Annotated in this window: 23 protein-coding genes; 10 read left to right on the top strand and 13 right to left on the bottom strand. The window is 66.3% G+C overall.

Features of this window, described 5'->3' with window-relative positions; genetic code table 11:
- Window positions 1-4 precede the first annotated feature (4 nt).
- From A6M56_RS23305 to A6M56_RS23295, 3 genes are read right to left on the bottom strand one after another with little or no spacing between them, the layout of a single operon-like run.
- A complete protein-coding gene (locus A6M56_RS23305; protein ID WP_145997166.1) occupies window positions 5-331 on the bottom strand; it encodes a DMT family transporter in 327 nt (108 codons plus the stop codon).
- Window positions 328-933, bottom strand: a complete 606-nt coding sequence (locus A6M56_RS23300) for a GNAT family N-acetyltransferase (RefSeq protein WP_045786412.1) — start codon at window positions 931-933, stop codon at window positions 328-330. Before A6M56_RS23300 ends, A6M56_RS23305 begins: the two co-directional genes overlap by 4 nt.
- A gap of 13 nt (window positions 934-946) precedes the next feature.
- The gene (locus tag A6M56_RS23295; RefSeq protein WP_102079532.1) at window positions 947-1,828 is read right to left on the bottom strand and encodes an AAA family ATPase; all 882 of its coding nucleotides are present in this window, start codon (window positions 1,826-1,828) and stop codon (window positions 947-949) included.
- A 288-nt stretch (window positions 1,829-2,116) separates the two neighbouring features.
- On the opposite strand from A6M56_RS23295, the gene A6M56_RS23290 reads away from it, so the two are divergent.
- The gene (locus A6M56_RS23290) at window positions 2,117-2,464 is read left to right on the top strand and encodes a c-type cytochrome (protein ID WP_102079533.1); all 348 of its coding nucleotides are present in this window, start codon (window positions 2,117-2,119) and stop codon (window positions 2,462-2,464) included.
- Window positions 2,465-2,475: 11 nt separating this feature from the next.
- The gene (locus A6M56_RS23285) at window positions 2,476-2,874 is read left to right on the top strand and encodes a c-type cytochrome (RefSeq protein ID WP_045786415.1); all 399 of its coding nucleotides are present in this window, start codon (window positions 2,476-2,478) and stop codon (window positions 2,872-2,874) included.
- 76 nt (window positions 2,875-2,950) lie between these two features.
- On the opposite strand, the gene A6M56_RS23280 is transcribed toward A6M56_RS23285, so the two are convergent.
- On the bottom strand, window positions 2,951-3,385 hold the full coding sequence (locus A6M56_RS23280) for a DUF1841 family protein (protein ID WP_045786416.1): 435 nt from the start codon (window positions 3,383-3,385) through the stop codon (window positions 2,951-2,953).
- Between the two features lie 106 nt (window positions 3,386-3,491).
- On the opposite strand from A6M56_RS23280, the gene A6M56_RS23275 reads away from it, so the two are divergent.
- On the top strand, window positions 3,492-4,427 hold the full coding sequence (locus A6M56_RS23275) for a DMT family transporter (protein ID WP_102079534.1): 936 nt from the start codon (window positions 3,492-3,494) through the stop codon (window positions 4,425-4,427).
- A 79-nt stretch (window positions 4,428-4,506) separates the two neighbouring features.
- On the top strand, window positions 4,507-5,094 hold the full coding sequence (locus A6M56_RS23270) for a malonic semialdehyde reductase (protein ID WP_045786417.1): 588 nt from the start codon (window positions 4,507-4,509) through the stop codon (window positions 5,092-5,094).
- A gap of 50 nt (window positions 5,095-5,144) precedes the next feature.
- Here the strand turns inward: A6M56_RS23270 and nth are convergent, their stop codons facing one another.
- Both nth and rsxB read right to left on the bottom strand, forming a co-directional pair.
- Window positions 5,145-5,789: an endonuclease III gene (gene nth, locus A6M56_RS23265; RefSeq protein ID WP_045786418.1), complete on the bottom strand. Its 645-nt coding sequence runs from the start codon at window positions 5,787-5,789 to the stop codon at window positions 5,145-5,147.
- Between the two features lie 11 nt (window positions 5,790-5,800).
- Window positions 5,801-6,634, bottom strand: a complete 834-nt coding sequence (gene rsxB / locus A6M56_RS23260) for an electron transport complex subunit RsxB (RefSeq protein WP_254171184.1) — start codon at window positions 6,632-6,634, stop codon at window positions 5,801-5,803.
- Window positions 6,635-6,758: 124 nt separating this feature from the next.
- Here rsxB and A6M56_RS23255 point away from each other — a divergent pair, with 124 nt between their 5' ends.
- Window positions 6,759-7,454: a TetR/AcrR family transcriptional regulator gene (locus tag A6M56_RS23255; protein WP_045786419.1), complete on the top strand. Its 696-nt coding sequence runs from the start codon at window positions 6,759-6,761 to the stop codon at window positions 7,452-7,454.
- Window positions 7,455-7,512: 58 nt separating this feature from the next.
- On the opposite strand, the gene A6M56_RS23250 is transcribed toward A6M56_RS23255, so the two are convergent.
- Both A6M56_RS23250 and A6M56_RS23245 read right to left on the bottom strand, forming a co-directional pair.
- On the bottom strand, window positions 7,513-8,784 hold the full coding sequence (locus A6M56_RS23250) for a polyhydroxyalkanoate depolymerase (RefSeq protein ID WP_045786420.1): 1,272 nt from the start codon (window positions 8,782-8,784) through the stop codon (window positions 7,513-7,515).
- A gap of 206 nt (window positions 8,785-8,990) precedes the next feature.
- The gene (locus A6M56_RS23245; protein ID WP_045786421.1) at window positions 8,991-10,187 is read right to left on the bottom strand and encodes an amino acid aminotransferase; all 1,197 of its coding nucleotides are present in this window, start codon (window positions 10,185-10,187) and stop codon (window positions 8,991-8,993) included.
- A gap of 335 nt (window positions 10,188-10,522) precedes the next feature.
- On the opposite strand from A6M56_RS23245, the gene uvrB reads away from it, so the two are divergent.
- Window positions 10,523-12,613, top strand: coding sequence for an excinuclease ABC subunit UvrB (gene uvrB, locus A6M56_RS23240; protein WP_286758469.1), 2,091 nt, complete (start codon window positions 10,523-10,525; stop codon window positions 12,611-12,613).
- Between the two features lie 167 nt (window positions 12,614-12,780).
- The gene (locus tag A6M56_RS23235; protein WP_102079536.1) at window positions 12,781-14,865 is read left to right on the top strand and encodes a site-specific recombinase; all 2,085 of its coding nucleotides are present in this window, start codon (window positions 12,781-12,783) and stop codon (window positions 14,863-14,865) included.
- A 207-nt stretch (window positions 14,866-15,072) separates the two neighbouring features.
- Here A6M56_RS23235 and rbsK read toward each other — a convergent pair whose 3' ends face one another.
- The 5 genes from rbsK to A6M56_RS23210 are packed head-to-tail and all read right to left on the bottom strand — an operon-like array spanning window position 15,073 to window position 20,678.
- On the bottom strand, window positions 15,073-16,035 hold the full coding sequence (gene rbsK, locus A6M56_RS23230) for a ribokinase (RefSeq protein WP_045786424.1): 963 nt from the start codon (window positions 16,033-16,035) through the stop codon (window positions 15,073-15,075).
- Window positions 16,036-16,072: 37 nt separating this feature from the next.
- Window positions 16,073-17,113, bottom strand: coding sequence for a LacI family DNA-binding transcriptional regulator (locus tag A6M56_RS23225; protein WP_102079537.1), 1,041 nt, complete (start codon window positions 17,111-17,113; stop codon window positions 16,073-16,075).
- Window positions 17,114-17,131: 18 nt separating this feature from the next.
- A complete protein-coding gene (locus A6M56_RS23220) occupies window positions 17,132-18,136 on the bottom strand; it encodes an ABC transporter permease (RefSeq protein ID WP_286758468.1) in 1,005 nt (334 codons plus the stop codon).
- Window positions 18,126-19,694 (bottom strand): sugar ABC transporter ATP-binding protein, encoded by a 1,569-nt coding sequence (locus tag A6M56_RS23215; protein WP_102079538.1) that lies wholly within the window; start codon window positions 19,692-19,694, stop codon window positions 18,126-18,128. The genes A6M56_RS23220 and A6M56_RS23215 overlap by 11 nt, the downstream gene beginning before the upstream one ends.
- A 24-nt stretch (window positions 19,695-19,718) precedes the next feature.
- Window positions 19,719-20,678 (bottom strand): sugar ABC transporter substrate-binding protein, encoded by a 960-nt coding sequence (locus A6M56_RS23210; RefSeq protein ID WP_102079539.1) that lies wholly within the window; start codon window positions 20,676-20,678, stop codon window positions 19,719-19,721.
- Between the two features lie 423 nt (window positions 20,679-21,101).
- On the opposite strand from A6M56_RS23210, the gene iscR reads away from it, so the two are divergent.
- The 3 genes from iscR to iscU all read left to right on the top strand — a co-directional run bounded on the left by iscR (window position 21,102) and on the right by iscU (window position 23,461).
- Window positions 21,102-21,689, top strand: a complete 588-nt coding sequence (gene iscR / locus A6M56_RS23205; protein WP_045786429.1) for a Fe-S cluster assembly transcriptional regulator IscR — start codon at window positions 21,102-21,104, stop codon at window positions 21,687-21,689.
- 82 nt (window positions 21,690-21,771) lie between these two features.
- A complete protein-coding gene (locus A6M56_RS23200; protein ID WP_045786430.1) occupies window positions 21,772-22,989 on the top strand; it encodes an IscS subfamily cysteine desulfurase in 1,218 nt (405 codons plus the stop codon).
- 67 nt (window positions 22,990-23,056) lie between these two features.
- Window positions 23,057-23,461 carry a Fe-S cluster assembly scaffold IscU gene (gene iscU, locus A6M56_RS23195; protein WP_045786431.1) on the top strand — a complete coding sequence of 135 codons (405 nt, stop codon included), beginning with the start codon at window positions 23,057-23,059 and terminating at the stop codon, window positions 23,459-23,461.
- The last annotated feature ends 14 nt before the right edge of the window (window positions 23,462-23,475 follow it).

The raw sequence follows: 23,475 nt of genomic DNA, 5'->3' as shown, positions 1-23,475 counted from the left end.
GCCTTCAATGGGAGGCGCCGCTCATGTTCAGCAGCACCACGCCGCCCACCACCATGCCGATGCCCGAGAGCTTGGCCGTCGACACGCCTTCCTTGAACAGCAGAATGCCGACGATGGCCGTCAGCACCGTGCCCACGCCTGACCACACCGCATAGGTGATGCTCATGTCGATGCGCTTCATGACGATCGCCAGGCCCCAGAACGCGAGCCCATAGCAGACGGCCGTGCCGATGATCCACGCCGGCTTGGAAAACCCTTCCGACAGGCGCAGGCACAACGTGCCGATCACCTCAGTGACGATGGTGCCGGCCAGCAGCAGCCACGGGTTCATGGATGCTGCTCCAGCTTGTACTGCAGATGCCGCTTCACGGTCAGCCATTCCGATTCGATGATCGAGAAGACCACCGTGTCGCGGAAGCTGCCGTCGGGCATGCGCTGATGATTGCGCAGCACGCCGTCCTGCTTGGCGCCCAGGCGGGCGATGGCGGAGCGGCTCTGGTGGTTCATCCAGTGCGTGCGGAACTCCACCGCGATGCAGCGCAGCGCTTCAAACGCGTGCGTCAGCAGCAGCAATTTGCATTCGGTGTTGACGGCGGTGCGCTGCACCGATTTGGCATACCACGTGTGGCCGATCTCCAGCCGGCGATGGGCCTCGTCGACGTTGAAGAACCGCGTGGCGCCAACGACCTTGCCCGGCTTCCCGTCGCGCATCTCCCGCACGACGAACGGCATGGCGCCGAGACGCTCGCGCATGTCCATCGCGATCGCCAGCCAGTCGCCGACTTTCTCGGGCGAGGGCACGGACGTGTACCACAGCTTCCACAGCTCGCCGTCGGCGACTGCGGCGCGGACTTCATCCGCATGTTCCGGGCCGAGCGGCTCGAGCCAGGCGTGCTGGCCGGACAGGGTGACGGGCTCGATCAGGCGCGACATCTTGCGGCTCCGCTCAGCGGTTGGCGCGGTTCATGAACACGAGGCGCTCGAACAGGTGCACGTCCTGTTCGTTCTTGAGCAGCGCCCCGTGCAGCGGCGGAATCGCAGCGTTCTTGTCGTGGCTGCGCAGCGATTCCGGCGGAATGTCTTCGGCCAGCAGCAGCTTGAGCCAGTCGATCAGCTCGGACGTCGACGGCTTCTTCTTCAGCCCCGGCAGGTTGCGCATCTCGTAGAACGCGTCCAGCGCGGCCTTGACCAGCGCGGGCTTGATGCCGGGGTAGTGCACATCGACGATGGCCTGCATCGTCTCTGCATCCGGGAACTTGATGTAGTGGAAGAAGCAGCGACGCAGGAACGCGTCGGGCAGTTCCTTCTCGTTGTTTGACGTGATGATGACCAGCGGGCGGTGCTTGGCGCGGATGGTCTCGCGCGTCTCGTACACGTAGAACTCCATGCGATCCAGCTCGCGCAGCAGATCGTTCGGGAATTCGATGTCGGCCTTGTCGATCTCGTCGATCAGCAGCACGACCGGCTGGTCGGCTTCAAACGCCTGCCACAGCACGCCCTTGACGATGTAGTTGCGGATGTCGTGGACCTTGTCGTCGCCGAGCTGCGAGTCGCGCAGGCGCGAGACGGCGTCGTACTCGTACAGCCCCTGCTGGGCCTTGGTGGTCGACTTCACGTGCCACTGCAGCAGCGGCATGCCCAGCGCGGCGGCCACTTCCTCTGCGAGCATGGTCTTGCCCGTGCCGGGCTCGCCCTTGATCAGCAGCGGGCGCTGCAGTGTCATCGAGGCATTGACCGCGAGCTTGAGATCATCGGTGGCGACGTACTGGGCGGAGCCTTCGAAACGCGCGCGCTGGTCGGGTGCGGCAGGCGAGGTGGTGGTGTGCATCGTGCAAGCCTACTGAGCGGTAAAAGATTGGGAAACGGCCAGTATAAGAGCATTTGGCCGTTTGCCGCCGGGCGTTGGCGGGCGCGCCATTGCACGCTGTCAAGTCACGGGACCCCTAACTGGACTGGAAAAAATGCCGTGCGTTACAATGCGCCGGTTTGACGCACCTCAAATGACCGCCTGGTGGCCTCTTGCCAGTAGTCGGTGAAGGCGCCCAGAGAGACGGCCGGCTGACAGGTCCAGCAGGCAGGGCGAGCAGGATTCTGAAACTCCACGCTTAAGAACGAGATGAAAAAGATCCTCACCATGGTGGCATTGACCGCGCTGGCCGCGTCAGCCTCCGCAGCCGACGTCCAAGGCAACGCGGCCGCCGCCGAGAGCAAGGTCGCCATGTGCATCGGCTGCCATGCCATCCCCGATTACAAGACGTCATTCCCCGAGGTGTATCGCGTGCCCTACCTGGGCGGCCAGAACGCGAAGTACATCGAGGCCGCACTGCATGCATACCAGAAGGGTGACCGCAAGCACCCGACCATGCGCGCCATCGCCGGCTCGCTGACGGACCAGGACATCGCCAACCTGGCCGCGTACTACTCGCAGCAGACGCCCGCCACGCCCGACAACCCGCAGAAGTGACGAGGAAGAACATGAACAAGATCTCGCTCGCAATCGCGTCCGGTCTGGGCGCATGGATGCTGGGTGTCGCCGTGTCGGCGCAGGCTGCGGACCTGGAAAAGGGCAAGCAGTTGGTGGAGAAGGGCGCCTGCGCGGCCTGCCACGGCGCTGGCCTGAACGCCCCCATCTCGCCGGATTACCCGAAGCTCGCCGGCCAGCATGGCGACTACATCTATCATGCGCTGCTGGCCTATCAGACCAGCAACAACCCGCTGGTCGGCCGCAGCAACGCCATCATGGCGGGTCAGGTCAACAGCAACCCGGCGACCATCGGCGCAGACGGCAAACCACGCCCGTTCACGCAGGCCGAGCTGAAGGATATCGCCGCCTATATCGAATCGCTGCCGGGCTCGCTGGTGCTGAAGAAGTAAGCTGCGGCATCGGCAAAAGCCACCAACAAAAAACCGCTCTCCGGAGCGGTTTTTTGTTGGGCTGGCGCGAAGGCGCTTACCGGGCGGTGGCGCGCTTGCGCACGCATTCGATGTAGGCGTCGCCGTCGGGCGGCAGGCCGGTGCGCTGGGCGGTCCACAGCATCTGCCCGAGGCATTCCATCACCTGATGCTGCGCCTCGTGCGGCGAGTCGAGCCGCTGGGCCAGCGCTTCATAGGCGGCCCGGATGCCGCGCGGCTGGTCCACCGACACCTGTTCGCTGATCGACAGGTGCATCGACAGGTGCAGGAACGGGTTGCTCTGCCCGCTCTCGGGCGTGTAGTCGCGGGCCAGGGCCTCATCGCCGGCTTCGAGCGTGTCGTGGTATTCGGGATGCTGCAGCATCCAGTCGACCGCCATGGCTTCGAGCGGCGTGAGGATTTCCGCCTGGCAATGCTTGCGCCAGGCGCCGCAAAAGAACTGGCGAACTTCGTCGCGGGAGGGATTGAACATGATGCCGCCATTGTACCGGCGCGCTGCGGCACGTGCCGGTGCGGCGCCAACGCTACAATGGCGCGCCACACCGCAGACGGCGATCCCGCAACCAACGCCGCACACCATGAGACAACGCACCGATTCCACCCTGGCCGCACGCGCGGGCGACAAGCTCCTCGGCGTCTTCCTGATTGCCATATCGGCAGCGTCCTTCGGCGCGATGGCCATCTTCACGCACTACGCCTATGCGAGCGGCGCCAACGTGGTCGGCCTGCTGATGGTGCGCTTTGTCATCGCGGCGGCCGCGTTGATGGTGGTGATGCGCGTGCGCGGCATCGGCATCCCGCCGTGGTCGCGCGTGGCCGGGCTGGCCGCGATGGGCGGCATCGGCTATGCGGGCCAGTCGTTCACGTTCTTTACGGCGTTGAACTACGCCCCGGCCAGCCTGGTGGCGCTGCTGCTGTACCTGTATCCGATGTTCGTGACGGTGCTGGCCGCGATCTTCCTGCGCGAGCGACTGACGACGACGGCCATCATTGCGCTGGTGCTGTGCTCGGTGGGCGCCGGGCTCACCGTGGGCGGCGCGGGCCTCTCGGGCGGCAGCACGCTCGGTATTGCGCTGGGCGTGGCGTCGGCGGCGATCTACTCCGTCTACATCACGGTCGGTGCACGCGTGACGCGCGGGCTCGATCCGCTCGCCTGCACGACCGTCATCTGCACTGCCGCGGCGGTCGTCTACACCGGGATGGCACTGTTGGGCGCGCCGGCGCAACTGCCCGGCACGTTTGCGGGTTGGGCCGCCGCCCTGGCGATTGCCGGCCTGTCGACGGTGGTCGCCATCCTGAGCTTCTTTGCCGGGCTGCAGAAGCTTGGGGCGGCGCAGGCCTCGATGCTGTCGACGCTGGAACCGGTGGTGACGGTCTTGCTGGCGGCCGGGCTGCTCGGCGAGTCGATCGCTCCCATGCAGATGGCCGGCGGCGTGCTCATTCTGGCCGGCGTGCTGTGGCTCACCCGCGCCGACGCCAAGCCCACCGGATACCGCGCCGACGACATGGCGTGATCCGCCGTCCGGTGGCCTGACGCAAGGCGGGCGCCGCCATTACAATGCGATCCTTGACTCTTTTCTGGAGCGCTTTGCAATGCCCATGCTTGAACCGTCCGTGCTGGACCAACTGTTCCACGCAGCCCGTACCCACAACGTGTGGCTCGACAAGCCAGTCGACGACGAACTGCTGCACACGCTGTACGACACCGTGAAGTACGGCCCGACCGCCGCCAACAGCACCCCGGCGCGCTTCGTGTTCGTCAAGAGCGCGGCGGCCAAGGAGCGCCTCGTGCCGTGCATGTCGGCGGGCAACCAGGAGAAGACGCGCCAGGCGCCCGTGACGGTCATCGTTGCGTACGACACGCAGTTCCACGAGCAATTGCCCAAGCTGTTTCCGCACACGGATGCGCGTTCGTGGTACGCCGGGGACCAGGCCAAGATCAACGCCGCAGCCCTGATGAACAGCTCGCTGCAGGGCGGCTACCTCGTGATCGCCGCGCGTGCGCTGGGCCTGGATTGCGGCCCGATGGCCGGCTTCGACGCCGACAAGGTCAACGCAACGTTCTTCCCGGACGGGCAGTGGAAGGTCAACTTCATCATGAACATCGGCTACGGCGACGTGGAAAAGCTGCATCCGCGCAACCCGCGCCTGACGTTTGAGGAAGCCTGCAAGATCGTCTGATCGGAGGGCGACCGACGCAAAGAAGAACGGGGACGCGATGTCCCCGTTTTTCATTCCTTCGGCGCCGGTGTTTTCGGCTTGAACTCGCACAGCGGCTCGATGGCGCAGTGCCAGCATTCCGGCTTGCGGGCCTTGCAGACGTAGCGCCCATGCAGGATCAGCCAGTGGTGCGCGTCCTGGCGAAATTCCTCCGGCACCACCTTCAGCAGTTTCAGCTCGACTTCCAGCACGTTCTTGCCCGGCGCCAGCCCCGTGCGGTTGGCCACGCGGAAGATATGCGTGTCCACGGCGATCGTCGGCTCACCGAATGCGGTGTTCATCACCACGTTGGCCGTCTTGCGGCCCACGCCCGGCAGCGCTTCAAGCGCGGCGCGATCGCGCGGTACCTCGCCGCCGTACTGGTCGAGCAGGATGCGGCACGTCTGCAGGATGTGCTTGCACTTGGTGCGGTACAGGCCGATGGTCTTGATGTACTCGGTCAGCCCGTCCTCGCCCAGCGCCAGGATCTTGGCCGGCGTATTGGCCACAGGAAACAGCTTGCGCGTCGCCTTGTTCACCCCCACGTCGGTCGCCTGTGCCGAGAGCAGCACGGCAATCAGCAGCTCGAACGGCGTGGTGTATTCCAGCTCGGTGGTCGGCGTCGGGTTGTTCTCGCGCAGGGTCTCGAAGATGGCGCGGCGGCGGGCGGCATTCATCGGCGGCGGTGTCAGGTGTTGTCGGCGTCGGGTTTGGAGAGCGCGGCGATGCGCTTGCGGCGGGCTTCGGCTTCGTCGATCTGAGCTTGTACATCGGCCGGCACGTTGGTGACATTGCGCGGACCTTGCCCGCGCGCCGCCATTTCGGCCTGCTTCTGCCGGGCACGCTCGATGGCGGCCTGGATGATCGCCTTCTTGCGCGCCTGCGCTGCCAGCTCAGCCTCATCTGCGGGCTGCTCGGCGTTCACGGCGGCGAGCTTGGCCGCGGCTTTGGCGGCGAGGCGTGCTTCGTTCTCGGCCTGTTCGCGCTTGAGGCGCGCGTTGCGGAAGACGTAGCGGTCCCGGGCGACGTCGGCTTGCTGCTGGCTCCAGGCATCCCAGCCCGTGCGCTGGCCGGTAACGGTGACCATGTCGATGCAATCGACCGGGCAGGGCGCCACGCAGAGATCGCAGCCGGTGCACCAGTCTTCGAGCACCATGTGCATCGCCTTTGGGGCGCCGACGATGGCGTCGACCGGGCACGCCTGGATGCACAGCGTGCAGCCGATGCAGCGCTCCGGATCGATGACGGCCACCGCCCGGGGTTGCTCGACGCCGTTGGCCGGGTCCAGCGGCAGCAGCTCGCCCGGGCGGCCGAGGGCTTCGGAGAGCCGGCGGATGCCTTCCGCGCCGCCCGGCGGGCAGCGGTTGGGCAGGGCTTCGCCGCTGGCCATGGCTTCGGCGTACGGGCGGCAGCCGTTGTAGCCGCACTTCGTGCACTGCGTTTGCGGCAGGAGGTTTTCGAGCCGGTCGGCCAGGGATGCGGCCAATGTGGGGGGCAAGGAAACCACGATGGGATCTGTCATTTGAATAGCCCGGCATTATCGCCGATTTGTCCGTCGCGCAAGGCGTGCATGCCCTGACATCGTGTGCGGCGGGCATGTCTTATCCCTATGACATAATCCCTGCGTTCCAACGGACCGACGTGCCATGCCGTCTTACCCCGCCGCGCCGCTCCCCGACCTGGACGTCGATGCCCAGGGCGGATCCGCCGCCCCTCGTGCCCGTCGCGACCCTGCCGGCACGCGTCGACGCATTCTTGCCGCGGCCATCGAGGAGTTTGCGCGCGGCGGCTTTGCGGGCGCCCGCGTCGATGCCATTGCGCGCCGGGCGGAAACCAACGAGCGCATGCTGTACTACTACTACGGCAGCAAGGAAAAGCTCTTCCTGACCGTGCTCGAGCACATGTACTTCCGCTTCAAGGAGGCGGAAGAGCAGGTGCAGATCGAGTCGTCCGACCCGCGCGAGGCGGTGATCCAGCTTGCGCGTTTCGTCTGGGATTTCTATTACGAGAACCCCGAGTTCATCCGCCTGCTCAACAGCGAGAACCTGCACGAGGCGCGGCATCTGAAGACGTCTGCGCACCTCGGCGAGCTCGTCAATCCGGTCATTGACGTGCTGCGCGGCGTGGTGGAGCGCGGCCAGCGGGCGGGCGTCTTCCGCGACGATGTCGACGTGCCGCGGCTGTACCTGACGATTTCGGCGCTGGGCTATTACGTGCTGTCCAACCGTTACACGATCAGCGCAGTGGTCGGGCGTGACATTGCCTCGGCCGATGAGCACGAAGCGTTCGCGCAGCTCCACATCAAGATGCTTCTGGCGTACCTCGAGAAACCGAAGGGCTGACGCGCACCGCCTAACAAAAAAAGCCTCGCAGTTGCGAGGCTTTTTCATTGCGCGGCGTTCAGGCCACGGCCTTGATGCGCGGTGCGTTCTGGTCGTAGCGGCGGATGAAATCGCGCAGTTGCGGATACACCTGCTCGCGCCAGCGCCGGCCCGAGAAGATGCCGTAGTGGCCGCACTTCGGCGCCGTGAGGTGTTGCTTGCGCGTTTTCGGGATGCCGGTGCAGAGGCCGTGCGCCGCTTCGGTCTGGCCGCTGCCGGAGATGTCGTCCAGCTCGCCTTCGATGGTGAAGAGCGCCGTGTTGCGGATGTCCTGCGGGCGCACGGGCTTGCCTTCCACCACCCACGTGCCGTTGGCGAGGTGGAATTCCTGGAACACGTCGCGGATGGTCTCGAGGTAGTACTCGGCGGCCATGTCGAGCACGGCGTTGTACTCGTCGTAGAAGCGCACGTGGGCTTCGGCGTCTTCGGTGTCGCCTTCGATCAGGCTCAGGTAGTAGTCGTAATGAGACGACAGGTGGCGGTCCGGGTTCATCGCCACGAAGCCGGCGTGCTGCAGGAAGCCCGGATAGACCTTGCGACCGTGGCCCGGATAGTTGGCCGGCACCGTGTAGATCACGTTGTTCTCGAACCAGCTGTACGACTTGTTGGTCGCCAGCGAGTTGACCGCCGTCGGGCTCTTGCGCGCATCGATCGGGCCGCCCATCATGGTCATGGTGCGCGGCGTCTGCTCGCCGTCCGACGCCATCAGCGAGATGGCAGCCAGCACCGGCACCGTCGGCTGGCACACCGAGATCACGTGCAGCTTCTCGGCCCCGATGTGGTTGATGAACTCGCGGATGTAGTTGATGTAGTCGGAGAGGTGGAAGGCCCCTTGCTCGACCGGCACCATGCGGGCGTCGATCCAATCCGTCACGTATACCTTGTGGTCCTGCAGCAGCGTGCGGACCGTGTCGCGCAGCAGCGTGGAGTGGTGGCCCGACAGCGGCGCGCACACGAGCACGGTCGGCTCGTCCTTGAGCAGCTTGATGGTCTCGGCGTCGTCGGCGTAGCGCTTGAAGCGGATCAGGCGGCAGAACGGCTTCTCGATGATGGTCTGTTCGACGATCGGGATGTCGCGCCCGTTGGATTTGACCGAGCGGATGCCGAACTCCGGCTTTTCGTATTCCTTGCCGAGGCGATACAGCAGCTCGTAGCCCGCGGCGTAGCGTTGTGCGCCGGGCAGCAGCGACAGCGGGCTCAGCGGGTTGGTGAAGGTCTTGGCGGTGGCCTGCGCCCAGGCCGTCATGGGGCTGAGCAGGGCGCGCTGGAATTCGTGGAGCTGGTAAAGCATGGCTGGACCGTTCTGTGGTGGCGGGGGCGACGCAAACGATTATGCACCGACGCACATATTACTGCGATGCAGCACAAACCCTGATACCCGAGTGTTGCGCGCCTCATATGATGCGCCCGTGTCAGTCTAGGACCATGCAGCAAAAAAGCGGCCGAAGCCGCTTTTCTTTTTGCAATTGCGCCACGGTGGGTGGCACACGCGTCACCTTACAGCACGTCGGCGATGGCGTTGACCACGGCGTCAATGTTGTGGGTGTTCAGCGCCGCCACACAGATGCGGCCCGTCGACACGGCGTAGATGCCGTGCTCCGTACGCAGACGATCGACCTGTGCCGAGGTCAGCCCCGAGTACGAGAACATGCCGCGCTGCGCCTTCACGAACGAGAAGTCCGTCTTCACGCCCTTGGCGGCCAGCTTGTCGACCAGCGCGTTGCGCATCGACTTGATGCGGTCGCGCATTTCACCGAGTTCCTGCTCCCACATGGCACGCAGTTCGGGGCTGTTCAGCACCGTGGCAACCACCGTGCCGCCGTGCGTGGGCGGGTTGGAGTAGTTCGTGCGGATCACGCGCTTGACCTGCGACAGCACGCGGGCCGCTTCGTCCTTGCTGGCCGTCACGATCGACAGCGCGCCGACGCGCTCGCCGTACAGCGAGAACGACTTCGAGAACGAGCTCGACACGAAGAACGAGAGGCCGGACTCCGCAAACAGCCGCACGGCCAGGCCGTCTTCCTGGATGCCGTCGGCAAAGCCCTGGTAGGCCATGTCGAGAAACGGGATCAGGTTCTTGGCCTTGATGACTTCCACGACCTGCTTCCACTGGTCGGCCGTCATGTCGACCCCCGTCGGGTTGTGGCAGCAGGCGTGCAGCACGATGACGGTGTTCGGTGCGTAGCTGTTGAGCGAATCGAGCAGGCCGCCAAAGTTCAGGCCGTGCGACGCGGCGTCGTAGTACGTGTAGTTGACGACTTCAAAGCCGGCGCCTTCAAACAGCGCGCGGTGGTTTTCCCAGCTCGGATCGGAAATGGCGACCTTGGCGTTCGGGGCCAGGCGCTTGAGGAAGTCCGCGCCGATCTTCAGCGCGCCGGTGCCGCCCAGAGCCTGCGCCGTGACGACGCGGCCTTCGGCGATCAGCGGGGAGTCGGCACCGAACAGCAGCTTCTGCACGGCCTGGTCGTAGGCGGCAATGCCTTCGATCGGCAGGTAGCCGCGCGGGGCGACGGTCGCCAGGCGGGCCTTTTCGGCTTCCTGAACCGCGCGCAGCACCGGGATTTTCCCTTCGTCGGTGAAGTACACGCCCACGCCCAAATTCACCTTGGTGCTGCGGGTATCGGCGTTGAAGGCTTCATTCAGGCCCAGGATGGGGTCGCGCGGGGCCAGTTCGACGGCGGAAAAAAGCGACATGATGTCTCTGCGTTCGGTTGGTTTCAGAATGCGGTGGGATGCTGCAGGCGGTGCGCCGCAAGCGGCCGGCAGGGCTGTCGGCGGCAGTTGGATCCAGCGGGCACAAAGCCGGATTGTACCGAATACAGGCTCTAATCGCCCGAAAAATCCTTGTAGAACAGGCGCCTAAAGCGGTTGGGCGGGCGGTACAGATTTCGGAGTCGGGGCGCGCAAACGATCGCCGGGGCGGCGCGCTACACTACATGATTGGTTGCAATTGGCCGCGCCGCCCCGATCTGTTGCGGGCGTGTGCGTCACTTTGCTGACTGTTCGCGCTGCCATCCCACTCCGCCGCCATGACCGACCTGAGCCAAGTCCCCAGCCCGTACGACGAATCGAAATTTGTGACGTTCGAGGGCTCGCCGTTCCAGCTGTACCAGCCGTATCCACCGGCCGGCGACCAGCCCGAGGCCATCCGCAAGCTTGTCGAGAACATCGAGGACGGCCTGTCGTACCAGACGCTGCTGGGCGTCACGGGCTCGGGCAAGACGTACACCATGGCCAATGTGATCGCGCGCGTGGGGCGCCCGGCGATCGTGTTTGCGCCCAACAAGACGCTGGCGGCGCAGCTGTATTCGGAGTTCCGCGAGTTCTTCCCGCGCAACGCGGTCGAGTACTTCGTCTCGTACTACGACTACTACCAGCCTGAAGCCTATGTGCCGCAGCGCGATCTCTTCATCGAGAAGGATTCGTCGATCAACGAGCACATCGAGCAGATGCGGCTCTCGGCCACCAAGAGCCTGCTGGAGCGCCGCGACGTGGTGATCGTGGCGACCGTCTCGGCCATCTACGGTATCGGCAACCCGAGCGAATACCACCAGATGATCCTGACGCTGCGCGCGGGCGACAAGGTCAGCCAGCGCGACGTGATCGCACGCCTGATCGCCATGCAGTACACGCGCAACGAGACGGATTTCCAGCGCGGCACCTTCCGCGTGCGCGGCGATACGGTGGACATCTTTCCCGCCGAGCATGCGGAGATGGCTGTGCGCCTGGAGCTGTTCGACGACGAAGTCGAATCGCTGCAGCTGTTCGATCCGCTGACGGGCCGCGTGCGGCAGAAGATTCCGCGCTTCCCCGTCTACCCGTCGAGCCACTACGTGACGCCGCGCGAGACCGTGCTGCGCGCCATCGAGACCATCAAGGCCGAACTGCGCGAGCGGCTCGATTTCTTTTACAAGGAGAACAAGCTCGTGGAGGCGCAGCGGCTGGAGCAGCGCACGCGCTTCGATCTCGAGATGCTGCAGGAGCTGGGCTTCTGCAAGGGCATCGAGAACTACTCGCGGCACCTGTCGGGCTCGGCGCCCGGCGAGCCGCCGCCGACGCTCGTCGACTATCTGCCGCCCGATGCGCTGATGTTCCTGGATGAATCGCACGTGCTGATCGGCCAGCTCAACGGCATGTACAACGGCGACCGCGCACGCAAGGAAACGCTGGCCGAATACGGCTTCCGCCTGCCTTCCGCGCTGGACAACCGGCCGCTCAAGTTCGCCGAGTTCGAGACCAAGATGCGGCAGGTGACGTTCGTCTCGGCCACCCCCGGCGATTACGAGAAGGCGAAGGCCGGCACCGACGTCGTCGAGCAGGTCGTGCGCCCCACGGGGCTGGTCGACCCGGTCATCCAGGTGCGCCCGGCCACGACGCAGGTCGACGATCTGCTGTCGGAAATCCATCTGCGCGTCGAGGCCGGCGAGCGCGTGCTGGTGACCACGCTGACCAAGCGCATGGCCGAGCAGCTGACGGAATTCCTGTCGGAAAACGGCATCAAGGTGCGCTACCTGCACTCGGACATCGACACCGTCGAGCGCGTGGAGATCATCCGCGACCTGCGCCTCGGTACGTTCGACGTGCTGGTCGGGATCAACCTGCTGCGCGAGGGGCTGGATATTCCGGAGGTGTCGCTCGTGGCGATCCTGGACGCCGACAAGGAAGGCTTCCTGCGTGCCGAGCGCTCGCTCATCCAGACCATCGGGCGCGCGGCCCGGAACGTGAACGGCACCGCCATCCTGTATGCGGACCGCATCACCGATTCGATGCGCAAGGCGATCGACGAGACCGAGCGCCGCCGCGCCAAGCAGATCGCCTACAACGAGGCGCATGGCATTACGCCGCGCGGCGTGGTCAAGCGCATCAAGGACATCATTGACGGCGTGTACAACGTCGACGAGGCGCGCGCCGAACTCCGGGCCGCGCAAGAGGCCGCCAAGTACGAGGACATGAGCGAGAAGCAGGCGTCCAAGGAAATCAAGCGCCTCGAGAAGCAGATGCTCGACCATGCCAAGAACCTCGAATTCGAGAAGGCGGCGCAGGTGCGCGATCAGCTGGCCAAGCTGAAGTCGCAACTGTTCGGCGCGAGCGGCGAAGACCACATCGTCCCGACCGCCTGAGCTGCGCGCCCGCTGCCGCCTGGGCCATGCGACCCCGCGTGGCTGCCCGCGGGGTGGTGGGCTGTTGACACAATTTCAGATCATTCTCGGGCGCTGCGCGTCGTCTGAGCGGGGAACCGGCACGTTGTCATGCAGTCGGCATACGTGGCCGTCATCAAGGGAGTTCGATGTTCAATTTTCTGCTGAATCCGTGGCGCAAGTGGCGCGCCTCCCGGCACGCCAGCCATCAACTCGACGCCATCCTGGCGCAGTTCGAGCCCACGCGCAGTCTGGCCGAACGCAACGAATGGCTGATCGAGCTGGCCTACTGGCTGCGCCGTGCCGACCGGCCCGAGGGTGCCGTGTCGGAATCGTGGCGCTATGCGCGCCTGCGTTATCTGCTGCAGGTGCTCGAGAACAACCCGCCGTTGGCCGAGCGGGTGGGGCAGACCCTGCGCGCCATCGTGCAGGACAACGATCCCGTGTCGCTGCTGTGCGATACGGGATTGTCCTCACGCGCGGGTTTCTGGAGCGAGCTGATCGACCGCTGGCAGGCGCGCCTGCTGCCGCCCGCGCCCAATGCGCCGCAATTGGCGTCGCTGTTTGCACTGCTGTTTGTCGGCCCGAACGATGCGGCATGGGTCGACGGGCTCGACGACGAGCTCGTCGCGCGGCTGCACGCGCTGTTCCGGGCCGGCATGACCGACGCCGAGGCATCGGCCGGACAGACGCGGCTGGAGCGCAGCCTGGGCATCAGCATCCAGATCCTCATCAGCCAGGTGCGGGCGGCGGGCTTGTCGCGCGGCATCCGCAGCCGCATGGCCTATGCGGAGTTGACCGATTCACCGTTCTACCTGCTGGCCGATGCGGCCAACGCCATCTTTCTCGAACGCCCGAATACCGAGCCGGCGAGCCCCGAGCGGTTCGTGCAGGAGCTCAATTATTTCCGCGCCGTGCTGGACCAGTGCCGCGCGGCCACGGAAGGCGTGTACCAGCATCTGGACGAGAACGGCGTCTCCGTGGAGATCGTGTTCCAGGTCGAGCGCATGAAGGCGTGGCTCGGCCGCATTGACCTGCTGCTGACCGCCTGGGCCGACACGCGCGGTTCGCGCCGCTTCGTGCACATGACCGCGGAACTGGTGTCAGCCAGCCAGCACCGTCGCAGCGTCGGGTATCTGATCCGCTCCACGTTTGCCGACCTGGCACGCAAGGTGGTCGAACGCTCCGCCGAAACCGGCGAGCACTACATCACCCGCGACGGCAAGGAATACGCTGCGATGGTCAAGGCCGCGGCCGGCGGCGGCGTCATCACGGCGGTCACGGTGTACGTCAAGTTCTTCATCACCGCGGCGCACCTGTCGCGGTTTACCGAAGGGCTGCTTGCGTCGCTCAATTACGCCGTCAGCTTCCTCGGCATCCATTTCGCGCACTTCACGCTGGCGACCAAGCAGCCGGCGATGACGGCGCCCGCGCTGGCGCACCGGCTTGATCAGGTCGGCCGGCCCGAAGGCCTGGACCGCTTCGTCGACGATACGGTCGCGATGATCCGCTCCAACGCGGCCGCCATTGCCGGCAACCTGCTGGCGGTCGCGCCCGTGGCGTTCGTGGTGCAATGGCTCGCGGGGCGGTTCCTGCACGCCGATTTGATCTCGCCAGCCAAGGCGGTGGCGACGATCGATTCGTTCTCGATCCTGGGGCCGACGCCGCTGTACGCGGTCTTCACCGGCGTGCTGCTGTGGGCTTCGAGCCTGGCGGCGGGCTGGGCCGACAACTGGTTTGCGCTGCACCGCGTGCACGATGTGATCGCCTACCACCGCCGCCTGCGCTTCATGGTCGGTACGCGCGGCGCGCAGCGCATTGCCAGCTTCTGGAAGCGCAATCTGTCCGGCATCGTGGCCAACGTGTCGCTGGGCTTCATGCTCGGGTTAGGGCCGGAGATCGTGTCGTTCTTCGGGCCGCACATCGAGGTGCGCCACGTCACGCTGTCGACCGGCGCGGTGGCCACGGCGGTGGGCGTGCTGGGGCCCGGCGTCATGAAGACGTCGCCGTTCTGGCTGGCCGTGGCGGGCATTGGACTGATGGGTGTGCTCAACGTGCTGGTGTCGTTCGCGCTGGCGTTCAACATGGCGATGCGCTCGCGCAATCTGCGAGGCGTCGATCGCAAGCGCGTGACGGGCGCGGTCTGGCGCCGCATCCTGCGCGATCCGCTGTGCCTGCTGGTGCCGCGCGCGCCGACCGTGACGACTCCGCCGGGCACCAGCACAGCGGCCTAGCGCGGCGTCAGGCGACGATGGCCGGGCTCGCGACTCCGGCGCCGCAGGTCTAGGCTTCGACAGCGGAGCAGAAAGGTCCGGCAGCGGACCTGTCGTGCTCCGGGGGCTGCACATTCGAGGTCGGCGCGCGAGGGTTTGCGGTCGAAAGCCGGAGTGCTGAAGTCCGACGCCCCAGTAAGAAACGCCGGCGTGCTGCGCAAAGGCGCGCTACAGGCCGTGCGGAACAGGCGCCGCGATCTCGCTGCGAAACGGGATCGACGGCTGCGCGCCCAGTCGCGTGACCGACAATGCCGCCGCGGCCTGGCCGAATTCGATCGCCGCTTCCGGGCGCGCCCCCTCCGCCAGAGACGACGCCAATGCCCCGACAAACGTGTCGCCGGCCGCCGTCGTGTCGACGGCCTGGGCGATGCGCGCGGGCATCAGCCGGCGCGTGTCGGCATCCGCATACGCGACGCCGCGCGCGCCCAGCGTGACGATCACGTGCCGCGCCCCCTGTGCGTGCAGGTCGGCGGCGGCGTCCAGGGCCGCGTCGGGCGAGTCGACGGGGCGGGCTGTCAGCAGCGCCGCCTCGGTTTCGTTGGGGATCAGGTAATCGCACGCCGCTAGCCATGGCGTGGGCAGTGGGCCGACGGCGGGGGCGGGATTCAGGATGACCGTCTTGCCGAGCTGCCGCCCGAGCTTCAGCGCGCACTCCACGGCATCGGGCGGGGATTCCAGCTGGCAGACAATCACGCGCGCGCGTTCGAACGCCGCGCGCTGCGCCTCGATCATGGCGGGTGTGAGCAGCTCGTTGGCGCCGGCCACGATGACGATGGTGTTCTGCCCGCTGTTAGCCACCGTCACGCACGCGATGCCGGTGGCGGCATCGGCATGCGCCGACACCATGGACGTGTCCACGCCTTCGCGGCGCAAGCCCTCGCACAGGGCGGCGCCGTAGGCGTCGCTGCCCACGCAGCCGAGCATGGCGACACGGGCCCCCAGGCGCGCGGCCGCTACAGCCTGGTTGGCGCCCTTGCCGCCCGGGATCGTCTCCAGCGCGGGCGCTGCCACCGTTTGGCCGGGGCACGGCAGGCGCGGCGTGCGGATCACCAGATCCATGTTGATGCTGCCGACGATCAGCACGTCGGCCGCAGGGTGAGCGGAAGAGGCGGAAGGGCGCTTGGCCACCATGGCTGTACTACGCTGAAGGCGTGAAAGGGATGCGGCGTCAGGCGGCGCGGGCCGGGCGCTCGGGCTCGGCGGTCGACTCGCGCAGCGACAGGCGCGGCGGCAGCACGATGCGGCGCGCGTGCCGCTCATCCAGCGGATGGCGCAGGGCGTTGTCCCCCAGGTGCTCGAGCAGCGTCTGGGCGGTGGTCTCGCCAAGCTGGCGGATCGACTGGCCGACGGTAGACAGCGCCGGGTAGACGTAGCGGCTGAGCTCGATGTCGTCAAAGCCGATCACGGAGAGCGCCTTTGGCACCGGAATCCCGAGCTCCGCCGCGGCGCGCAGCGCGCCGATGCCCATCAGGTCGTTGCTGGCGAAGATGGCGGTGGGCATCTCGCCCTCGGTCAGCAGCTGGCGCGCGGCGCGATAGCCGCCGGGGCTGGTGAAATCGCCCTCGGCAATGCGGGCCGAGGTTTCCGGCACGCCCGCTTCGCGCAGCGCACGGTGAAAGCCGGCCAGTCGGCCCGCCGTCACGCTCAGCTCCGATGGCCCACTGATGCACGCAATGCGCCGGTGCCCGAGTTCCAGCAGGTGTCGGGTCGCCAGGTACGCGCCTTCCTCGTGATCGATCTGCACCTGGTCAGCCTGGATGCCTTCGGTCGGGCGGTCGACCATCACCACGGGCAGGGACGATTCGCCCAGCGCATCGGTCAGCGCATTGTCGGGGCCGGCGCTGCTCACGATGATGCCGTCGACGCGCTTTTCCATGAGCACGCGCAGGTAGTCGCGCTGCTTGCGGGGGTCGTCGTCGGAGTTGCACAGGATGACGCTGTAGCCGGCGGCCGCGCACACGTCTTCAATGCCGCGCGCCAGTTCCGCAAAGTACGGGTTGGTGGCGGTGGGCACGAGCACGCCGATGGTGCGCGTGGTGCGGTGCTTGAGCGAGCGCGCCACGGCGCTGGGCACGTAGCGCGTCGCACGGATGGCGTCTTCCACGCGCTTGCGGGTTTCGGCGTTCACCGGTCTGGTGTTGTTGATGACGTGCGAGACGGTGGTGAACGAAACCCCGGCCAGTGCGGCTACGTCCTTGATGGTTGCCATGTCGTGCTCCTCTGTCTCTCAGTGTGGCTTGGTCCGGTTGCTCCGGCTGCGATAGGTGTCCATGACCACGGCCGCGACGATGACGGCGCCCGTGATGACGCGCTTGGTGGGTTCCGTCGCGCCGATCTGCGCCAGGCCGGATTCGAGCACCGAGATGATCAGTACGCCGAACAGCGTACGCAAGACCGACCCGCGGCCGCCCATCAGGCTCGTGCCGCCGATGACCACCGCGGCAATCACCTGCAGCTCCATGCCGACGCCGGCGTTCGGGTCCGCCGCTTCCAGGCGCGACACCTGGAACAGCGCGGCCAGGCCCGCGAGCAGACCCATCAGCGCGAACACGGCGACCTTGTAGGGCCGCGGGTTCACGCCGGCCAGCCGCACGGCTTCTTCATTGGTACCGATGGCAACGAGGTAGCGCCCGAACACCGTGCGCGTCAGCACGATCTGGCCGACGACCGTCACCGCAATCGCAATCAGGAACGACGGCGCCACGCCCAGTGCCACGGGGCTCGCCAGCCAGTCGACCGCGCTGCCGATGTACACCGTGCGCGAATCGGTGAGGCTGTAGGCGAGGCCGCGCGCCATCTCGAGCACGCCCAGCGACACGATGAACGAAGGGATGCCCCAGTGCACCGTCACCGCGCCGGTCAGCGAGCCGGCCGCGGTGGCGAGCAACACACCGGCGAGCGCCGCCGGCAACACGCCCCAGCCGAGCTGGGTCATGGCGACCGACAGCACCGATGCCGCCAGCGCCAGCACCGAGCCGACCGACAGATCGATGCCGCCGATCATCAGGGTGAACGTCATGCCGACGGCCATCACGAGCAGGTCGGGAATCTCGTTGGCGATGGTGGTGAAGGTCGGTAGCGAAAAGAATGTCGGCGACAGCGTGCTGAACAGCACCAGCATGGCCGCCAGCGCGAGCAGAAGCCCGCCGATGGTGCCCAGCGACATGCCGAATGCGGCGCGTGTGCCGGACGTCGGTTCGGGCGCGTTGGGCACGGTGGAATCAGAGCGCATCGGCGGTCTCCGGGGAAGGGGTGATCGATGCATCGGCTTCACCGAAAGCGGCGGCGAGCAGAGCGTCCTGGCTCCACTGGCCGCGTTGGAAGATGTGTGTGAGACGGCCGCCGCGCATGACGCCAATGCGGTCGCACAGCTGCATGAGCTCGCGCAGGTCGCTGGACACCACCACGAGCGCCTTGCCGCGCACGGCGAGCGCCTCGAGCAGGGCGTAGATGTCGAACTTGGCGCCGACGTCCACGCCGCGCGTGGGTTCGTCGAAGAGCATGACGGGCGTGTCGCGCTCCAGCCAGCGGGCGATCGCGACTTTCTGCTGATTGCCGCCGGAAAGTTCGCCGACGGGCTGATCGGCCCCCGCGCAGCGGATGCGCAGTGCCTGGATGTGCCGCTGCGCCAGCGCGCGTTCGCGCACGGGCTGCAGACGCCCGCGCTGCGTCACGGCGGGCATGTTGCCCAGCGCAATGTTGGCGGTGATCGGCAGAGGCAGCAGCAGGCCCTCATCCTTGCGGTCTTCGGTGAGCAGGCTGATGCCGTGGCGTACCGCATCGCGGGGGGAGTGGATGCGCACGGGCGTGGGCGGCGAGCCCACTTCGATGGTGCCGGCGTCCGCGCGGTCCGCGCCGAAAATCAGCCGGAGCAGCTCCGTGCGGCCGGCGCCCACAAGGCCGGCAATGCCGAAGATCTCGCCGGGCGCCACGTCGAAGCTCACGTCGCGCACGGCCGGCGCACGCGTCAGGCCGTTCACGCGCAGCGCCGGCGCACCGTTGCCCGGCCGCGGGCCGCGTGCGGCGCGGTTGGCGTCCGATGCAGCCGGGACGTCTCGCCCCACCATCGCCTGGATCAGCGCGTCCTGCGTGACGCTCCCGGCGGGCGCATCGGTGATCAGCTTGCCATCGCGCAGCACGACGATGCGGTCGGCAACGCGCGCCAGTTCGTCCAGCCGGTGCGAGATATACACGATGGCCACGCCTTCGCGGCGCAGCGCGTCGATGCGCTCGAACAGGGTCGCGCTTTCGTGGGCGCTCAGCATCGCGGTCGGTTCATCGAGGATCAGCACGCGGCAGGCGCCGGCCAGCGCGCGCGCAATCTCGATCATCTGCCGATGGCCGATGCCGAGCGTGTGCACGGGGGTCGCGGGGTCGAGGTTCAGGCCGACGCGTGCCAGCGCGTCCCGGGCCTGGCGGTGCAGCGCTGCGCGGTCGACGAAGCCGAGCCGACGCGGCAACGCGCCGAGGAACAGGTTTTCCGCCACCGTGAGCGTGGGGACCATGCTGAGTTCCTGCAGGACCATGCGCACGCCCAGCGCTTCGGCGGCGCTGCGCGAGGACGGCGCGTATTCAATGCCGCCCAGCGTCATCGAGCCCGTGGTCGCCTTCTCGAGGCCGCACAGGATCTTGGACAACGTGCTCTTGCCCGCGCCGTTTTCACCGGTGAGCGCGAGCACCTCGCCCGCGCGCACGTCCAGATCGATCTCGCGCAGCACAGGACCGGCGTAGTGCTTGCTGACAGCGGAAACGCGCAGCAGCGGCGGATGGGCTTCGTTCACGGAGAGCATGGCTGGCGGCGGCTGGCCTGTCTCTTAGCTGCGGGTCACGAGGTCCACCGGCGTCTCGATCACGCCGCCAAGCTGCGCTTGCGGCGTCTTCGCGGCCAGCGCCTTCAACGCGGTCTGGATGCCGTAGACGGCCTGCTGATCGGCGTGCTGGTCAGCGGTGGCGGCCACGCGCCCGTCGGCCAGCATCGCCTTGATGGCCGCGATGTTGTCATACCCGCCGATCGACACCTTGCCGGTCTTGCCGGCCGCCCGCACCGCAGACACAGCCCCAATCGCCATGTTGTCGTTGCCGCACAGCAGTGCCTTCAGGTCCGGCTGCGAGCGCAGCATGGCGGCGGCGACCCGGTTGCCCTTGTCGATCTCCCACTCGCCCGACTGCACGCTGACGATCTTCAGCTTGGCGGCCTGTGCGGCGTCCTTGAAGCCGGCGGTGCGCTGCTGTGCGTTGGTGGTGGTCGGAATGCCCTCGATGATGCCCACCGCATCGCCCGGCTTGAGCGACTTGGCGACGAAGTCGCCGACCAGCCGCGCGCCCTTGCGGTTGTCGGGCCCCACGAACGGCACATTCAGCCCCTTCTCCTTGAGCGCTTCAGGGTCCAGCCGGTTATCGATGTTGATCACCAGGATGCCGGCGTCCACGGCCTTCTTGATGACTGGCACCAGCGCCTTGGAATCGGCGGGTGCCAGCACCAGCGCATCCACGCGCGAAACGATCATCTGCTCGACCAGGCGAATCTGGCCGCCGGTATCGGTCTCGTCGCGGATGCCGGTGCACAGCAGGCTGTACTCCGATGCGTGTTCCTGCCGGTGCTTGCGCGCCCCGTTCTCCATCGTGACGAAGAATTCGTTGGCCAGCGACTTCATCACCAGCGCGACCTTCGGCGGCTGGTTGGCAGCGCGGGCCAGCGAAAACGGCAGCGGCAGGGCAAGAGCTAAGGCAGAGCCCGCGCCAAGTTGCAAGGCGCGGCGACGGCGGATATCCATGGTGTCTCCTCCAGGAAGAGGCCTGTCTTGGGCGGTGGGTGCGGTCGTCGACCGCCCGTGCGCCGTAAGGCGTTCTAAAGGGCAATCGCGCCGCGTCGTTCGCAAACGTTTGCGCATCAGAGAGTCTCGGGCGCCGCGTAACAAAAGTCAATGAATTTGTGTTGTGCCCACCTAAGGAAAAACCCGCGGTGCACGGCGCTGGCGCATGGCAATCGCAAGCTGCGGTGCACGATGTGGCGGGATAGCCCTATCCGACGTAGTTGATTGTTTTGGTCCACAATACGGCCTGCCGCGCGGTCGCCCCGTTTGCGGGTCCGGCAAATCCCCTTGCTGCGACGCGGCATTCCCCCGACACCTTAGTTGACCGATTTTGTCGGGTTCCTTTATACTTGAGCAAAACGATCAGGTATTTCCCCGACGCCCATGAGATTGACCACCAAAGGCCGCTTTGCGGTCACCGCCATGATTGACTTGGCGCTGCGCCAAGAGCAGGGTCCGGTCACGCTGGCCGGCATCAGCCAGCGGCAGAAGATTTCGCTGTCGTATCTGGAACAGCTGTTCGGCAAGCTGCGCCGCCACGAGATCGTTGAGAGCGTGCGCGGTCCGGGTGGCGGTTACAGCCTGGCGCGCCGCGCGGACGACGTCACCGTGGCCGACATCATCATTGCGGTCGATGAACCGCTCGACGCCACCCAGTGCGGCGGCAAGGGCAACTGCGGCGGCGAGGAACACAACGGCCACGCGGGCCGCTGCATGACGCATGACCTGTGGGCCACGCTGAACCAGAAGATGGTCGAGTACCTCGATTCGGTATCGCTGCAGAACCTCGTCGACCAGCAACGCGAACGTCAGCCCGAAGTGATCCAGGATATGCGTGATGCGCGTCCGGCGCGCCGCGAGCGCACACCGGCCCGCGCACGGTCGGCCGAGGCGCCGGCTGCTGCCGTGCCGGCCGAGCCGGTCAAGCGCGCGCCGCTGGTCAACTCCGTCTTCAGCCTGGCGCAATCGTGATTGCCTGATTGCGCAGGCGTGAGGCTGGCCACGAAGCCGGTCCCGCACATAGAACATCGCCCCCACATAAGGCAGACAAGATATGAGCACCTTGCAACTTCCCATCTACATGGACTATTCCGCGACGACGCCGGTGGACCCGCGCGTGGTCGACAAGATGATCCCGTACCTGCGTGAGAGCTTTGGCAACCCCGCCTCGCGCAGCCACCCGTTTGGCTGGGAAGCTGAAAAGGCCGTCGAAACGGCGCGCGAGCAGGTCGCGGCGCTCGTGAATGCCGATCCGCGCGAGATCGTGTGGACGTCCGGTGCCACGGAATCCGACAACCTGGCGATCAAGGGCGCCGCAAATTTCTATAGCACCAAGGGCAAGCACCTCATCACGGTCAAGACCGAGCACAAGGCCGTGCTCGACACGATGCGCGAACTGGAGCGCCAGGGCTTCGAGGTGACCTACCTCGACGTGAAGGACAACGGCCTGCTCGACATCGAAGTCTTCAAGCAAGCCATCCGCCCCGACACCATCCTCGCCTCGGTGATGATGGTGAACAACGAGATCGGCGTCATCCAGGACATCGAGACGCTGGGCGAGATCTGCCGCGAGAAGGGCGTGATCTTCCACGTCGACGCTGCGCAGGCCACCGGCAAGGTGGAGATCGACCTGCAGAAGCTGAAGGTGGACCTGATGTCGTTCTCGGCACACAAGACGTATGGCCCGAAGGGTATCGGTGCACTGTACGTGCGTCGCAAGCCGCGCATCCGCATCGAGGCACAGATGCACGGCGGCGGCCACGAGCGTGGCATGCGTTCGGGCACGCTGGCGACGCACCAGATCGTCGGCATGGGTGAAGCCTTCCGCATCGCCAAGGAAGAAATGGCGACCGAGAACGAGCGCATCCGCATGCTGCGCGATCGCCTGTATCGCGGCCTGAACACGATGGAGGAGGTGTACGTGAACGGCGACATGGAGCACCGTGTGCCGCACAACCTGAACATCAGCTTCAACTTCGTGGAAGGGGAGTCGCTGATCATGGCGATCAAGGATGTGGCCGTGTCATCGGGTTCGGCCTGCACATCGGCATCGCTCGAGCCCTCCTACGTGCTGCGTGCGCTGGGCCGCAACGACGAGCTGGCGCACAGCTCGATCCGCTTCACGGTCGGCCGTTTCACCACGGAAGAAGAAATCGACTACGTGGTCGAACTGCTCAAGAGCAAGATCGGCAAGCTGCGCGACCTGTCCCCGCTGTGGGAGATGTACAAGGACGGCGTGGACCTGAACAGCATTCAATGGGCGGCGCACTGAGCGCGGCGTTTGACGGACAACGGATCACGGCGCTTGCGCGCCAGCCAACGATTGAAAGAGGTGTGAGATGTCTTACAGCAACAAGGTTCTGGATCACTACGAAAACCCGCGCAACGTCGGTTCGTTCGAGAAGGGCGACGAGACGGTCGGCACGGGCATGGTCGGCGCACCGGCCTGCGGCGACGTGATGAAGCTGCAGATCAAGGTGAACGAGCAGGGCGTGATCGAAGACGCGAAGTTCAAGACGTACGGCTGCGGCTCGGCCATCGCCTCGTCCTCGCTGGTGACGGAGTGGGTCAAGGGCAAGACGCTGGACCAGGCACTTGAGATCCGCAACACGCAGATCGCCGAAGAACTCGCGCTGCCGCCGGTGAAGATTCACTGCTCGATCCTGGCCGAAGACGCCATCAAGGCGGCCGTGGCCGACTACAGGGAAAAGCACGGCGCCGCCGCCGAGCAGAAGGTTGCCTGAGTCGCACTGATTGG

Origin of the sequence: Ralstonia sp. RL (assembly GCF_001683835.1) — a bacterium.
GTDB lineage: Bacteria > Pseudomonadota > Gammaproteobacteria > Burkholderiales > Burkholderiaceae > Ralstonia > Ralstonia mannitolilytica.
This window is presented reverse-complemented; position numbering and strand designations above follow the sequence as displayed.

Excerpts from the sequence above, each read along its gene's own strand:
- A6M56_RS23305 (WP_145997166.1), bottom strand. The coding sequence starts at position 331 with ATGAACCCGTGGCTGCTGCTGGCCGGCACCATCGTCACTGAGGTGATC.
- A6M56_RS23300 (WP_045786412.1), bottom strand. The coding sequence starts at position 933 with ATGTCGCGCCTGATCGAGCCCGTCACCCTGTCCGGCCAGCACGCCTGG.
- A6M56_RS23295 (WP_102079532.1), bottom strand. The coding sequence starts at position 1,828 with ATGCACACCACCACCTCGCCTGCCGCACCCGACCAGCGCGCGCGTTTC.
- A6M56_RS23290 (WP_102079533.1), top strand. The coding sequence starts at position 2,117 with ATGAAAAAGATCCTCACCATGGTGGCATTGACCGCGCTGGCCGCGTCA.
- A6M56_RS23285 (WP_045786415.1), top strand. The coding sequence starts at position 2,476 with ATGAACAAGATCTCGCTCGCAATCGCGTCCGGTCTGGGCGCATGGATG.
- A6M56_RS23280 (WP_045786416.1), bottom strand. The coding sequence starts at position 3,385 with ATGTTCAATCCCTCCCGCGACGAAGTTCGCCAGTTCTTTTGCGGCGCC.
- A6M56_RS23275 (WP_102079534.1), top strand. The coding sequence starts at position 3,492 with ATGAGACAACGCACCGATTCCACCCTGGCCGCACGCGCGGGCGACAAG.
- A6M56_RS23270 (WP_045786417.1), top strand. The coding sequence starts at position 4,507 with ATGCCCATGCTTGAACCGTCCGTGCTGGACCAACTGTTCCACGCAGCC.
- nth (WP_045786418.1), bottom strand. The coding sequence starts at position 5,789 with ATGAATGCCGCCCGCCGCCGCGCCATCTTCGAGACCCTGCGCGAGAAC.
- rsxB (WP_254171184.1), bottom strand. The coding sequence starts at position 6,634 with ATGACAGATCCCATCGTGGTTTCCTTGCCCCCCACATTGGCCGCATCC.
- A6M56_RS23255 (WP_045786419.1), top strand. The coding sequence starts at position 6,759 with ATGCCGTCTTACCCCGCCGCGCCGCTCCCCGACCTGGACGTCGATGCC.
- A6M56_RS23250 (WP_045786420.1), bottom strand. The coding sequence starts at position 8,784 with ATGCTTTACCAGCTCCACGAATTCCAGCGCGCCCTGCTCAGCCCCATG.
- A6M56_RS23245 (WP_045786421.1), bottom strand. The coding sequence starts at position 10,187 with ATGTCGCTTTTTTCCGCCGTCGAACTGGCCCCGCGCGACCCCATCCTG.
- uvrB (WP_286758469.1), top strand. The coding sequence starts at position 10,523 with ATGACCGACCTGAGCCAAGTCCCCAGCCCGTACGACGAATCGAAATTT.
- A6M56_RS23235 (WP_102079536.1), top strand. The coding sequence starts at position 12,781 with ATGTTCAATTTTCTGCTGAATCCGTGGCGCAAGTGGCGCGCCTCCCGG.
- rbsK (WP_045786424.1), bottom strand. The coding sequence starts at position 16,035 with ATGGTGGCCAAGCGCCCTTCCGCCTCTTCCGCTCACCCTGCGGCCGAC.
- A6M56_RS23225 (WP_102079537.1), bottom strand. The coding sequence starts at position 17,113 with ATGGCAACCATCAAGGACGTAGCCGCACTGGCCGGGGTTTCGTTCACC.
- A6M56_RS23220 (WP_286758468.1), bottom strand. The coding sequence starts at position 18,136 with ATGCGCTCTGATTCCACCGTGCCCAACGCGCCCGAACCGACGTCCGGC.
- A6M56_RS23215 (WP_102079538.1), bottom strand. The coding sequence starts at position 19,694 with ATGCTCTCCGTGAACGAAGCCCATCCGCCGCTGCTGCGCGTTTCCGCT.
- A6M56_RS23210 (WP_102079539.1), bottom strand. The coding sequence starts at position 20,678 with ATGGATATCCGCCGTCGCCGCGCCTTGCAACTTGGCGCGGGCTCTGCC.
- iscR (WP_045786429.1), top strand. The coding sequence starts at position 21,102 with ATGAGATTGACCACCAAAGGCCGCTTTGCGGTCACCGCCATGATTGAC.
- A6M56_RS23200 (WP_045786430.1), top strand. The coding sequence starts at position 21,772 with ATGAGCACCTTGCAACTTCCCATCTACATGGACTATTCCGCGACGACG.
- iscU (WP_045786431.1), top strand. The coding sequence starts at position 23,057 with ATGTCTTACAGCAACAAGGTTCTGGATCACTACGAAAACCCGCGCAAC.